Annotated in this window: 11 protein-coding genes; 4 read left to right on the top strand and 7 right to left on the bottom strand. The window is 57.4% G+C overall.

The features are described from left to right. Window positions 1–39: 39 nt before the first annotated feature. On the top strand, window positions 40–1,515 hold the full coding sequence (locus HY298_20575) for a hypothetical protein (protein ID MBI3852660.1): 1,476 nt from the start codon (window positions 40–42) through the stop codon (window positions 1,513–1,515). Between the two features lie 101 nt (window positions 1,516–1,616). Beyond that, window positions 1,617–2,336 carry a DUF4410 domain-containing protein gene (locus HY298_20570; protein ID MBI3852659.1) on the top strand — a complete coding sequence of 240 codons (720 nt, stop codon included), beginning with the start codon at window positions 1,617–1,619 and terminating at the stop codon, window positions 2,334–2,336. Between the two features lie 225 nt (window positions 2,337–2,561). Here the strand turns inward: HY298_20570 and HY298_20565 are convergent, their stop codons facing one another. The 7 genes from HY298_20565 to HY298_20535 form a co-directional block, all read right to left on the bottom strand. Next, complete coding sequence (locus HY298_20565; GenBank protein ID MBI3852658.1) at window positions 2,562–2,978, bottom strand: type II toxin-antitoxin system VapC family toxin; 417 nt, start codon at window positions 2,976–2,978, stop codon at window positions 2,562–2,564. Next, entirely contained in the window at window positions 2,975–3,403 is a 429-nt protein-coding gene (locus HY298_20560; protein MBI3852657.1) for a hypothetical protein, read from the bottom strand. The genes HY298_20565 and HY298_20560 overlap by 4 nt, the downstream gene beginning before the upstream one ends. A 117-nt stretch (window positions 3,404–3,520) precedes the next feature. Beyond that, window positions 3,521–4,897: an MBL fold metallo-hydrolase gene (locus tag HY298_20555; protein MBI3852656.1), complete on the bottom strand. Its 1,377-nt coding sequence runs from the start codon at window positions 4,895–4,897 to the stop codon at window positions 3,521–3,523. Window positions 4,898–5,096: 199 nt separating this feature from the next. Further along, the gene (locus tag HY298_20550) at window positions 5,097–5,867 is read right to left on the bottom strand and encodes a DUF4412 domain-containing protein (GenBank protein ID MBI3852655.1); all 771 of its coding nucleotides are present in this window, start codon (window positions 5,865–5,867) and stop codon (window positions 5,097–5,099) included. 90 nt (window positions 5,868–5,957) lie between these two features. Beyond that, window positions 5,958–6,383 carry a response regulator gene (locus tag HY298_20545; GenBank protein ID MBI3852654.1) on the bottom strand — a complete coding sequence of 142 codons (426 nt, stop codon included), beginning with the start codon at window positions 6,381–6,383 and terminating at the stop codon, window positions 5,958–5,960. A gap of 10 nt (window positions 6,384–6,393) precedes the next feature. Further along, a complete protein-coding gene (locus tag HY298_20540; GenBank protein MBI3852653.1) occupies window positions 6,394–6,852 on the bottom strand; it encodes a response regulator in 459 nt (152 codons plus the stop codon). Further along, window positions 6,849–9,440: a PAS domain S-box protein gene (locus HY298_20535; protein ID MBI3852652.1), complete on the bottom strand. Its 2,592-nt coding sequence runs from the start codon at window positions 9,438–9,440 to the stop codon at window positions 6,849–6,851. Before HY298_20535 ends, HY298_20540 begins: the two co-directional genes overlap by 4 nt. A gap of 262 nt (window positions 9,441–9,702) precedes the next feature. Here HY298_20535 and HY298_20530 point away from each other — a divergent pair, with 262 nt between their 5' ends. Next, the gene (locus tag HY298_20530) at window positions 9,703–11,286 is read left to right on the top strand and encodes an insulinase family protein (GenBank protein ID MBI3852651.1); all 1,584 of its coding nucleotides are present in this window, start codon (window positions 9,703–9,705) and stop codon (window positions 11,284–11,286) included. Beyond that, window positions 11,283–12,830, top strand: a complete 1,548-nt coding sequence (locus HY298_20525; GenBank protein ID MBI3852650.1) for an insulinase family protein — start codon at window positions 11,283–11,285, stop codon at window positions 12,828–12,830. The genes HY298_20530 and HY298_20525 overlap by 4 nt, the downstream gene beginning before the upstream one ends. The last annotated feature ends 6 nt before the right edge of the window (window positions 12,831–12,836 follow it).

Genomic DNA, 12,836 nt, shown 5'->3' with positions numbered 1-12,836 from the left:
TTTGAGGCGACGTGTTTCAAATTGCCTTGGGGTTGCACCATGAACTTTCGGAAGAATCTGTTTTTCGCTCTGCTCTTGGTCCTGGGCGCCGCGAGTTTGCGGGGTCATGCGGCGACGCCAACGAACAGTGCGGTCTGGGCTTACACATTGGTGGAAGGAAGTTATCTGGTGGATGATTGTCCGGTGTGCGGCCGGCCCACAATTCTCCTGCCGATGCGCGGAACTTTCAGCCTCGCTTTGGTGGATCAAAATCCCTTGTTCAGCACCTACGAAGTGCGGGACATTTCGTTCAAGGCTGGGAACTCCGGCTGGCAATACACCGTGACGGGTTGCGGCTTCTATAAAATCGGCGGTGAGGTGGCGGTCCAACAAGAGATGACACTGCAAGTCCAGATCGACAACGATTACACCAACAAACTGTGCTACTTCACCAACGGTTTCCAGGCCATCGACCGTCCGTGGCCGATGATGAACGTCACCCTCACGCAAACCAACGGTACGTTCACTCAGGTCTTTGAAATGAATTTGGTGGCGGCACCGTTGCGCGAAATCTGGTTCTCGACTGCCAGCGGTTTCACGGCGGGGAAATGGTCGAGTCCAACCAACCACATCAGCGGCGGTGATTTGATTTCGTCCGCCGGAAGAATAGTGAAACGCAACTACGATCTGACGCAATACCTCGGCATCATGCCCGTCGCGCCCGATGTGGTTCTCGATGCGGTGGATCTCGCCGCCGGCGGAGAAATTCTTTTCTCGATCAACCAGGATGTGTTCAGCGAAACGCTTGGCCCGTTGCACCACGGCGATCTGCTTTCCAATCGCGGACGAATTGTGAAACGCAACCAGCAGTTGATGTCTTCGTTTGGTCTGTCCCCCAGCAATGCCGATGTTGGACTGGATGCCGTGCAAATGATGGACGACGGCAAAATCCTTTTCTCCATCACCACCAGCGTTGTTTCCGGCACGAATGGGACAAAGCTGTATCGCGGCGACATCCTCAGCGATCAAGGTGAAATTTACCGGACGCATCAACAACTGCTTTCCCGTTTTCATCCGGCTCAGACGAATCAGGATTGCGGACTGGACGCGCTTTATGTGTGGCCAAGCGGCGAGATTTGGTTCTCGACCGAGGATGGTTTTCAGGACGCTTACCTTGGCCCGATTTTGCCCGGCGATTTGCTTAGCGACCAGGGCTATCGCGTCTTCGGCAACCTGGAGCTGATCTCTGCGTTTGGGCCGCTGGAGGACGCCGCTGATTTTGGTCTCGACGCGCTTTTTGTCGTGACCGATGTCACGCCGCCCGCTCCGGCGCCGCGTTTGCTGGGCATCGATCAGGATCCTCAAACAGGCAACCTCACGGTGCAATGGGAAGGCAAAGGCCGCGTGTTCCAACTCGAACGGGCGGCGAATGTGAATGGTGCGTATCTTCCATGCAGCCCGATCATTCCTGATTCCAATTTCCACGATACGGCTGCGAATCAGCCTCAATTGTTTTATCGCTTGCGCGAGTGGTGATCATTGGCCGGTAGGGAACCAAGCCTCATTTTTCGCTGGCCGCATGGCGGTGTGTGAAGCAGACTGCGTTCACACAAACAATCAATTCCACCAACCCAATTATGAAACCCTACTCCATCATTCTCGCCTCAGTAGCAACTGCCTGTCTGGCTCTGCTTGCAGCCGGTTGCGCTTCCACCGGCGACAGCTCAACAGGCGGTGCCACGTCCACCAAAGCCAGGGCGGACGACGGCAGGATCGTGGAGATCGGTCGCGCTTCGCCAGCACCGGATGGCGGCACGAGTTACCGGAATCCGCACATGGAAAAATGCTGGGTCGCCGAAGGTTTCGACTTCAATGGCTACGATACGCTCTACATTGCACCGACGCTTTCGACAGCGAAATTCGACGCGAAGAACGAAGAGGAGGTGAAAGTGCATGAGCTGGCCAAAGCGAAGCTGGTGGAGGAACTGGCCACTCTCATCAGGTCACGAAAAATCTTTGCCGACGTGGTGACCGATGAATCCGCGCTCAAGCCAGGGGCGAAGACGCTCAAAATGGAGAATACCATAACGGAGTTCACCAAGGGTGGTGGTGCCGCGCGTTACTTTGTTGGGCTTTATGGCGGCGGCCAACCGGTCCTCCGCGTCCAGGGCAGGATGACCGACGGAACTAAACCCCACTTCACATTTGAAGCCCGTCGCAGCGGCGTTTCCGCCGGCGCGCGGATGACCGGAGCGTTCATGAAGGACGAAGACATCCAGGTTCAAGACATTCGCAGCCTGGCGCTGGATCTGGCAGATTTCGTGTCGGTGGTGGCGGGGAAATTTCCACGCAACTAGCAAATCTGCGTTAGTGGATCAACTCGGGTTACTGCCAACCCGCAAAAAGTCGTGTGGGGTTCAGCCAAGCCCTCATACCTCCACACTTTTCCCTGGCGCAGGCTGGACGACTTTGATTTTGGGATAGCGGGCGTGAATCTGTGCTCCAAACCACTTGCGCGTCCTTGCCTTCCTTGCTGTTGGCCGATTGCTGCGTCGCGTGGTGTTTGTTATTTGCCTCGCTCATCACCTGGCCCGTAAGAGCGCTTTGAACCCCGCTTGTTCGAAGTGTCGGTCTTCCGTCAAAGCATCCGTAATCTTCTGCTTCTGCATGATGAGAAATGATGCGCAATCCGTCAGACTCCAGCCCTTATCGTCACGACGCCGGTACAAAGCAAGGGCTTGATGGAATTGCGCACTGGATTGTTGGACAACGGCGACGGAAGGACTGGAGTGCAACTCCTGAGCAAGTTTGCCGGCTGTCTGACGAACCTGAGCGCCCTGTCCTGCGAAAGCGCTCAAGACTTCCACGAGCACCATCTGGCTCGTGACCACTTGCGCGTCGCCGACGGAAGCCGATTCTTCCTGCGCTTTCGTATGAAGCGGATCACGCGGATGAACCAGTGCGATCCAATATCCAGCATCCGCGAAGATACGTTTCATTCTTTGACCTTCGGCGCACCGTAAAGATAGTGATCGAGATTCTTACCCAGGTCGGTCGGCACTTTGTCCCAATCTTCCTTTGGAATGGACTCGCCCAATTCAACAATCCATTTCCAAAAAGGTTTCGACTCCTTCGTCGGGCGCTTTGCCCGAGCCGGCCTCACGTCCAGATGTTTCACAGAGACGATTCGCTTGAGCTTGCCGCCGCGCTGAAACTCGCCGCGCCCGCGTAGATGCAATCGGCGGCTGGCGTGCTCGCGCAACGCCCCGGTGATCACCGCCTCTTGGACGGGCGAAAATGTTCCGCGCACGCGCGTCCCGTCAGAGAGGCGCAGAATAAAAGTGGCATGATCCAAATCCGCCGCGCGGATTTCTCCGGTCAAACTCACCAGCGCAGGCGAGCCGTTGTGTCGTTTCTTTGTCATAAGATCTCGCCTCAGAGACTATCCGCAAACGCCCGTCGTAGCAAGGCCGTGTGGGGAGGGTTTCCAGCCTGCCGTTCCGCGGGCATCCTTGCGCGCAGTTTATGGAACATCGGTTTTTCACACTTCCACGCTCTTCCCCGGCGCCGGCTGGACGACTTTGATTTTGGGATAGCGGGCGTGGATTTGTGCTTCAAACCATTGACGCGAGTCGTCTCCGCCGTGGCCGAGTAGAACCGTGTGCGGCGAAACCTCGCCGACGAAATCGAGCAATTCGTCACGATTGGCGTGTGCCGTCAGATCGAAATCCTGCACCTCGCAGCGTCGGGTCACTTCACCGGCGCTGCCGCTGAAGATAAAGGTCTCTCCCGGTCTAGCTCTTTTGAGCCGGCCACCGGGCGTGTCGGGGTCGGCATAACCGACAAAGAAGATGGCTTGTCGTTCGTCGCCGATCATGCGCGTGGCCAGATCGTGGGCGGCGGTGTGTTCGCTCATCATGCCGGCGGTGATGACAAAGAGCCGGCCGCCGGTGAGTTTCATTTTCAGCGCCTGGCCTTGTTCCAGCACCATCAGGTTCAACGCCTCGTGCAACTGCAGATTGCTGTGGCTGCGATGCGTGCGATGGGCTTCGAGGTCGTAGATTTCTGTGAACACGCGGCCCAGCCCGCCGATGTAGATAGGTTGATGCCTCAACTTGCCGGCGCGCGTCAGCACCGCGAGCAGGGCGAGAATCTCCTGGGTGCGTCCCAGCGCAAAGGTGGGAATGAGGACGCAACCTTTTCTTTTGAGCACGCGGTCGAGCGCGGCGGTGAGCCGGTCGATTTCGGATTCGCGGGTGAAGTTCGCCGGCACCGGGCGATTGCCACGGGTGGTTTCCATGATGAGCACGTCGGCTTTCACGTCTTCGAAACGCGCGCCTTTCAGGATGGTCTGGTCGCGGAACGAAACGTCGCCGGTGTAGAAGAGCGTTTGTTTCTGGCCGCGCACCATGATGCCGGCGGAGCCGAGCGCGTGGCCGGCGTCGAAAAATTCCAGCGTGGGCGAGGAAAAGCCGGCGCGGGTCTTGTGAAAGGCCGCCCAATCGACTTCACGGTTGTATTTGAACCCTTGAAAGCGCGCGGCGATGTCGTCCACCTCATCGTGCGTGTAGAGCGGGTATTCCTTGATGCCCAATTCGTCGCGTTGGCGGGTCATGACGTTGACGGAGTTGTGCAGGACCCGTTCGATGATGAAGTAGCTCAACTCCGTCATCAGCACGTGGGCCTTGGGAAAATAACGCAAGGCGACCGGCAACGAGCCGACGTGATCGTGGTGGCAATGCGAGAGCGCAATGGCGTCGAGGTCTTCCTTCTTGATCAGGTTGTAGAGCGGCAGACTCTCGCGGCCTTCGCGTTTGGGGTGCGTGCCGGCGTCCATCAAAAGCCGATGGCCTTCGATTTCGACGAACCACGCGCTGGCGCCGATGTCAGTGGCCGGGTTGAGGTTTAGAATCCGCATGAACTGAGTAAATCACCAAACGACCGGCGGAAACAGACTAAAATCATCTTGATGCGGCGTGAACCATGCAATTTGCCTAGAGATAAATTCCCGATGGCACCTCACCCCCTCGCGCTCCCCATCCGATGGAGAGAGGGTGGCCGAAGGCCGGGTGAGGGGTTTGCACATTTCCATTCGGAAGATTATTTTGGTGACCGCTCTATTTATTGCCGCCGGGATTGCCCGATGATTTTTCCATCGCTTTCTGCATCAATTTCAGGTTGTCGGAATATTGAGTGTAGCCGGTGGGCGGGTCGAATTGTTGGGCGTCGGGTTTGATGAATTGAAGCTGCTGATAACGCATCATGATGAACGTATCCTTTTCCTGAACTTGAATTTGAACCGGGAAATCCTTCAAGTCCGCGGCATTCCAGACCGTGGCTTCATGTTTTTCGCCCTTGTCATCCGTCACGACTACTTTGGATTTTGTGCAGGGATGGCCGTCGATGGTTTCCTTGCCCAGTTCGGTCTTTTCCATTTTGGGTTCCTTGTCCAGCGCTTCCGCTTCCGCTTTGGGCAGGGGCAGGTTGACGTAGGCTTGGAGGCCGGGATAAATGAGATACATCGCTTTTTTGTCGGGCCGCATGATGCTGACAACGTGGTCCATGCCCATTTGCTTCAGGTTGGCGATGGCCTCCGGCGGCAGCTCCGCACTTTTCAATTTGGTCATGTCCACATCGGAGCGCATTTTGCCATCGAGCATGGCGACGTTCATCGTCAAGCTCATGGTTTCCTTTTTCTCGTCATCCAGAATGCGCACGTCGGATCTGGCGGTGAAGTTGGTGTTGCTGCCGAAGAATTTGGTCAGCGCGGCGTTCATACCGGCGGACGAACCGCCCGTCAATGGTGTCTGGGCGTTGAGGGTCAGACCCGCCAGCAATCCGCCAACGCAAACGGCCAGCGGAACGAATGAATGATTGGGCAAGCGCATAGTGGTTGAATGGGTTGAGATTTTCTGCAGCATAACAACGCGACTGGCGGGCGCGAGCATCAAATGAGCACAAATGGATCGACGCCTTGACTACTTTTCCGAATCGGGTTCACCGAACGCCCGTTGCACGATTGCAATCAGCCGGGAAAGATCGCCCTTCGGCACATAATCATCCGCACCCCAGGCCAGCGCCTCTCGGGCGGCGGCATCCGATGTATCACCGGAGACGAATATGAAAGGCGTGCCGGGACACTTTGCGGCGGCCATTTTCAAGGCGGAAGCGCCATCGAAGGACGGCAGGTTGGAGTCGGACAGAATCAAATCCACCGCCGCCTGGTCCAACGCGGCCTGGAAAGCGGCGCGCGTGGCCACGCGTGTAACGCGGCAAGCGATACCATGTCGCTGAAGTTGGGCTTCAACCAACTCGGCGTCTTCCGCATCATCTTCAAGGTGAAGAATCCGCAAGCGTCGCCGGCCGGGCGATGCTTCGCGTTGGGAAGTAGGTTCGTGCGCCATACTGATTGATCTAACTGTTGTTGGCGGAGGCACCGGACGGCGGCGGCTCGTTGAGCACAGCCCAAAACATGCCCAACTGTTTGATGGCATCGCTGAACTGCTGGAAACCGACGGGTTTGACGACAAAGGCGTTGACGCCCAGCCGATAGCTTTTGACCAGATCCGCTTCCTCCCGTGAGGACGTCAGCATCACGACGGGGATGACTTTGAGCAACGGGTCGCTTTTCATCTGGCCCAGCACCTCCAAGCCGTTGACCTTCGGCATTTTCAGATCCAAGAACACCACGATGGGCTGGTCGGCGGAACGGTCCTTGAAGCTGGCGCGCCGGTAGAGGTAATCCAACGCTTCCCCGCCGTGCCGCGTCACGACAACTTCATTGGCCAGGTTATGCTGTTTCAAGGCCGCCAGCGTGAGTTCGATGTCGTTAAGATCGTCCTCCACCAGCAGAATGGGTCTCAGTTGATTCATACGCTATCCTTTTTAGCGCCGGGCAGAGTAAAATAGAAGCTCGCCCGCTTGTCAACCTCGCCTTCCGCCCAGGTTCTTCCACCATGACGGCGGATGATGCGCTGCACGTTGGCCAGGCCGATGCCCGTCCCCTCAAACTCGTCCTGGGTGTGCAAACGTTGGAATACGCCGAACAGCCTGCCGACAAACTTCATGTCGAAACCCACGCCATTATCGTGCACCGAGAATTCCAGCTCCTGCTGGCTGTTGCGGCGGCATTGAATCTGGATTTCGGCGCGTTTGCGCGGACGCGTGTATTTCACCGCATTGGCCAGCAGGTTGACCCAGACCTGTTTGAGCATCGCGCGGTCAACGCACACTTCGGGCAGCTTGGCGATCTCCCACTGGATGTTCCTGCCCTGCGTATCGTGGGACATTTCGGTCACCACTTCGGCGACCAATTCATCCATTTTGACAGTGGTCCGCTCCAACTCGGCGCGTCCCATCCGGGAAAAGACCAGCAAATCGTCGATCAACCTGCCCATTTGCTTGGCCGCATCAGAGACGAACTGGAGATGTTGCCGGCCCGCTTCACTCAATGTGGAGGCGGCATCCCGCCGCAGCAACTCCCCAAAAGCGATGACGTGCCGCAGCGGCGCGCGCAAATCGTGTGACACGGAATAAGAAAACGCCTCCAGCTCCTTGTTGGCCGCTTCGAGCAGCGCGGTGCGCTCCGCCACCCGCTGCTCCAGGGTCGCGTTCAATCTGCGGATTTCGTCTTCGGCCTGTTTGCGCTCGGTGATGTCACGCGCAATCTTGGAAACGCCAACGATCTGGCCGCGGTCGTTCTTGATCGGAGAAATCGACACCGAGACATGGATTTGTTTCCCATCTTGCCTCACCCGTTCGGTTTCAAAATGTTCGATGCTTTCTCCCTGGGCAATGCGGGCCAAAATTCTTGCTTCTTCGTTCACGCGTCCGGGTGGCAGAAGCCTCTGCGCCGACTGGCCGAGCACCGCCTGTGCCGGGTAGCCAAACGTTTTTTCCGCTCCCCTGTTCCAACTGGTGATGATGCCATCAAGGCTTTCGCTAAGGATCGCGTCGTCTGAGGATTCAATGATGGCGGCCAGTTGCGCGCGCGTCTCCTCCACCCGTTTGCGATCGGTGATGTCCCGCAAAAATGCGCTGAACATGACCTTGTCTCCCAGCCGGATGGGGGTGATGGCTAGTTCCACAGGGAATTCGCGTCCGTTCCGCCGCAGGGCCGTGATTTCAATCCGCGTGTTCAACACGGGACCTTCCTGTGTCAGCAGGTAATGTTTGAGACCGCGCTCATGCGCTTCGCGGTACCGCGGCGGAATGATGGTGGTGGCCAGTCGTTGCCCGATGATTTCCTGACGGTCCCAACCAAAGATCTTCTCCGCCTCCTGATTCCAACTCGTGACCATGCCCTGGTCATCAATTGTAATCACGGCGTCCATCGCGGTGTCGAGAACCAGGCGCACGCGCTGCTCGCTTTCGAGCAGTGCCTTGGCCGAACTCTCGGTCGTGATCCGTTGTTGCTGCAAACTCCCGGTCATTTCATCAAAGGTCTGGGCCAACTGGTTCAACTCGCCGGATCCACGAATGACACCGGTGCGGGCGTTCAAGTCGCCGGCGGCCACTTTCCGGGCGGTGTTGGCCAGCGCTCTGACAGGATGCAGTATGTATGAGTTGGCGTAGCCCCAGGCGCTGCTCAACACGAACACCGCCAGCAACCCCAGAATGATCAGGTTGCGGATCAGAATCTGGTTGATCTCCGCGTACGCGACCGTGGTGGGAATTCCCACGCTGACAAATAGATTGGCATTTTGCCCGTCCCGGAGGGACGTGAAGGCGTGCAACTTGGACACCTTGTCCCGACCCATGATTTCCACCGTTCCCTCCAACTTGGTGGTCAACATCGCCATGATGTTGGATTCAGGAAATGATTTGCCAATCCATTTCTCCGGCTCCGGATTACGCGCCAGGATGTGACCGCTCCGGTCAAGAATCGCGATGACGCCGCCGGCGGGCAGTTGTGCCTTGGCGGGCGCATTGTTTAACACAGAAAGTTTCAGCGCCGCAAAAAGCACCCGCACGACGTGCCCTTTCTCATCAAAGACCGGATGCCCAAACAAAAGACTCGGTTTCCGAATATCGTCCCCGGCCTGATAATTTCCGATGACGAAGTCGCGCGTCTCCATGACGCGCTGGAAATGCGCCCGGTCGGCGAGATTGGTCTGACCCTGATGACCGAAGGAACTTCCGACCAGAACGCCATTCGTTTCGATCAGACCGAAGTCGTCGTAATCGGTATAGACGGATTTGAAATAGGCGAAAAAGGGATCGAACGAACTGAGGTTGGTGCCGCGCGCCTGGGGTAATCGGGCCAGCGCCGCCAGGTGTTGGCGGGTGGCTTGAATCAGGCTCAGTTCCCCCGACGCGACCGATTGCACCACCCGCATCGCGTCGCGCTCGACGCGATAGGCGCCAAAGCGCCGTTGTTCCCGATTGGTATAAAAGGCCAGGACCAAAGCAGGTAGCACTGGCAACAAGACGAGCAATATCAACCGAGTTCGAAGTCCCATACCTAGACCACTTGTTTTTCAGATCGCAACCAACTCAGGATGAACTTTCACTTTTCAACTTCGGCAGTGCGGACGAATGACCGGGAGCGGGCGTCGGGTTGCAACTTATCACGCCGGTAGCTTCACTGAACGACATTAGGCGAGACCGGGCCGTCCGCCAAGCTAAATTCATCCCGCTGTAAAGGGCGGGGCTGAAGAACTCAGTCTAGCCGCCGATTGACCATTGACGGACGCTGCTTCTGATGGTGTCCTATGGCGCGTGATGAAACAATCCGCTGTTCGCTTTGTCGGGAGGACTTCTCAGTCGAGATTTCGCCGCGAACTGGCACGCCTCGCCGCGCCGGGGTTGCTCCTCGGTTTATCGGTCGTCACCGCAATGGGCCAGAAAGTTCCGGTTGTGGAAAAAACGCTCTCCAATGGGATGCGCATTCTGATGGTCGAGCGGCACGATGAGCCGTCCGTTGCCGGCGGCTGGGTGGCGCACGTCGGCAGTTCCAGCGAGCGGCCTGGCATCACCGGCATCGCCCACCTCTTCGAGCACATGATGTTCAAAGGCACACCGACCATCGGCACGAAGAATTATCAGAAAGACCTGGAGATCATCGCCGAACAGGAGCGGATTCGTGATTTGATGCGCGCCGAAGAGGCGAAGATGCGTGCGGAGTATCGGCAGGGGAAAATCGACGACCTGCTCAAGCCGGAGAACAAGACGCCACGCTGGCAGGAACTGGAAAAACAGTTCAACGCGCTGATCGCCCAGCAGCGCGAAATCATGGTGAAGAATGAGTTCGACAAAATCTACACGCGCAACGGCGGCGACCACATGAACGCGTTCACCTCGCAAGACATGACCGGCTATTTCATCACTGTGCCGGCCAACAAGCTCGAACTCTGGATGTGGATGGAGTCCGAGCGATTGTTCCATCCCGTGTTCCGGGAGTTCTACGCCGAGCGCGATGTAGTTTTTGAGGAGCGCCGCATGAGAACGGAATCCACACCGCTGGGAAAATTCGCGGAGGAATTTGAATCGATGTTCTGGGAATCCAGTCCCTACCACTGGCCGGTGGTCGGCTGGCCGTCGGACATTCCGGCGATTTCCAAAGCGCAGGCCGACAACTTTTACGGCATTTATTACGCGCCCCAGAATGTCGCGGTCATTCTGGTCGGCGATTTTGACCCTGCCAAAACCGAACTGCTGGCCGAGAAATATTTTGGCCGCATTCCGCGCGGCAAGATTGAAGCGCCGGATGTCGTCACCCTCGAAGTCAAACAAGTGGCCGAGAAGCGGATGAATGCCGAGGCCGAAACCAATCCGCAGGCAGACATCAACTGGCACACGGTGCCGTTCGGCCATCGCGATTCCTACGCGCTCCAGGTTGTGGGGCAGATTCTCTCCACGCGCACGGGCCGGCTTTACAAGGGATTGGTTCTCGGTTCGCAGGTGGCGACGGACACCTACGCCTATCAGGAATCCCGCAAATGGGCCGGCCTCTTCAACGCCGGCGGCGAGGCCAAGGACGGCCACACGCCGCAGGAAGTCGAGCAAGGGATTTACGCCGAATTGGATAAACTCAAGCGCGAGGAAGTTCCGGCGGATGAATTGCAAAAGGTGAAAAATAATTTTGCTGCGGGCGAATACCGCCGTCTCTCCTCCAATTTCCCCATCCTGATGCAGCTCATTCAAACCGACGGGCACGGAGACTGGCGCGAAATCAACGAGGCCGGCGCAAAAATCCAGGCCGTCACCGCCGCCGACATCAAACGCGTGGCCAACGAATATTTCACGGCCGAGAACCGGACTGTCGGCATCTACACGCGCAAAGCCAAGGCGCAGGAAAAGAAATGAAAGCCACACTTGTTGTTAAGCCGCTGTTGATCGCCGCAGCCATCATCGCGTTGGCGTTGCCGGACGCGCGTGGTCAAACCGCCATTCCTGACCGCCCGGAGAAACTTTCGTTCCCGCCGCTCGTCTATGAACCGCCCAACCCGGCGGAATATCGAGTGGCGCTCAAGGCCGGCCCGATCGCCTACGTCGTGCCGGACCGCGAATTGCCCCTGATCAACATCGTGGTTTACGTCCGCGCCGGTGAATATCTTGAGCCGTCGGGCAAGGAAGGCCTGGCCGACCTGACCGGTTATCTACTTGCCCGCGGCGGCATCAAGTCAAAGACCGCCGAGGAACTGGAAGAGCGCCTCGCTTTTCTCGCCGCGCAACTGAGTTCCGGCATTGGCGAAACCCAGGGAAGTGTCAGCCTGAACCTGCTCGCCAAGGACCTCGAGGAAGGCATGGCCATTCTGCGCGAAGTTTTGACTGCGCCGCGGTTTCAAGACGACAAGATCGCCCTGCGCAAACAGCAGATGCTCCAGTCGATGAAGGAGCGCAATGATGATTCGTCGGCCATTGAAGGGCGTGAACGTGAATTCCTTGCTTATGGCGAAAACTTTTGGGCCAATCGGTATTCCACTGCCGCATCCGTTGAATCACTGACGCGCGCCGATCTCGAAGCTTTTCACAAAAAATGGTTTGTCCCCCGGTGGAGTAATGGCGGCGACTCCACGGGCCGGGCCGGCAACTTCATCGTCGCGGTCAACGGAGATTTTGATCGAGCCACGATGATCAACAAACTGGAAACGTTGTTCGGCAACTGGCCATTCCCCGGAGAAAACCCACCGTCGATCCCCACCAACACCGCGTTCGCTGCGCACGGCGTTTATCTCGTGGACAAGGACGTGAATCAGGGCCGCGTTGGGGTGATGTTGCCGGGGATCACCCGCGACAATTCGGATTATTTCGCCGTGCTCTTGATGAACGACATCCTTGGCGGCGGCGGTTTCACCTCCCGCATCATGAACCGCGTGCGCTCCGATGAGGGACTGGCCTATTCCGCTTATTCGAGTTTTCCCGGTGGCATTTATTATCCATCGGCCTTCACCGCCGGATTCCAATCCAAGTCCCGCACCGTCGCCTACGCCACGTCGATTGTTTTGGAAGAAATCAAGCGGATGACGGCCGAGGAAGTCACCGACACGGAGTTGAACACCTCCAAACGCGGGTTCATCGACCGTTTCCCACGCACATTCGCCACCAAGTCGCAGGTGGCCAACACTCTTGCACAGGAGGAATTCACCGGCCGCTACGCGCGCGACCCGGACTTCTGGAAAAAATACCGAGCGCGGTTTGAAGCCATCACCAAAGCCGACGTCCAACGCGTCGCCCAAAAATACCTCACGCCGGAGAATGCCGTCATCCTCGTCGTCGGCCAGAAGGAGGAGATTCTCAAAGGCCATCCCGATCATCCCGTCAGTTTGAAATCCCTCGGCGGCGATCACTTCACCGAACTGCCGCTGCGCGATCCGTTGACTATGAAGCCGTCTGACAATGCAAAATGAAAAAGA

The organism is Verrucomicrobiota bacterium, assembly GCA_016200005.1.
Taxonomy (GTDB): Bacteria; Verrucomicrobiota; Verrucomicrobiia; order Limisphaerales; family PALSA-1396; genus PALSA-1396.
This window is presented reverse-complemented; position numbering and strand designations above follow the sequence as displayed.

Excerpts from the sequence above, each read along its gene's own strand:
- HY298_20530 (MBI3852651.1), top strand. The coding sequence starts at position 9,703 with ATGAAACAATCCGCTGTTCGCTTTGTCGGGAGGACTTCTCAGTCGAGA.
- HY298_20525 (MBI3852650.1), top strand. The coding sequence starts at position 11,283 with ATGAAAGCCACACTTGTTGTTAAGCCGCTGTTGATCGCCGCAGCCATC.
- HY298_20535 (MBI3852652.1), bottom strand. The coding sequence starts at position 9,440 with ATGGGACTTCGAACTCGGTTGATATTGCTCGTCTTGTTGCCAGTGCTA.
- HY298_20570 (MBI3852659.1), top strand. The coding sequence starts at position 1,617 with ATGAAACCCTACTCCATCATTCTCGCCTCAGTAGCAACTGCCTGTCTG.
- HY298_20565 (MBI3852658.1), bottom strand. The coding sequence starts at position 2,978 with ATGAAACGTATCTTCGCGGATGCTGGATATTGGATCGCACTGGTTCAT.
- HY298_20540 (MBI3852653.1), bottom strand. The coding sequence starts at position 6,852 with ATGAATCAACTGAGACCCATTCTGCTGGTGGAGGACGATCTTAACGAC.
- HY298_20555 (MBI3852656.1), bottom strand. The coding sequence starts at position 4,897 with ATGCGGATTCTAAACCTCAACCCGGCCACTGACATCGGCGCCAGCGCG.
- HY298_20545 (MBI3852654.1), bottom strand. The coding sequence starts at position 6,383 with ATGGCGCACGAACCTACTTCCCAACGCGAAGCATCGCCCGGCCGGCGA.
- HY298_20550 (MBI3852655.1), bottom strand. The coding sequence starts at position 5,867 with ATGCGCTTGCCCAATCATTCATTCGTTCCGCTGGCCGTTTGCGTTGGC.
- HY298_20560 (MBI3852657.1), bottom strand. The coding sequence starts at position 3,403 with ATGACAAAGAAACGACACAACGGCTCGCCTGCGCTGGTGAGTTTGACC.
- HY298_20575 (MBI3852660.1), top strand. The coding sequence starts at position 40 with ATGAACTTTCGGAAGAATCTGTTTTTCGCTCTGCTCTTGGTCCTGGGC.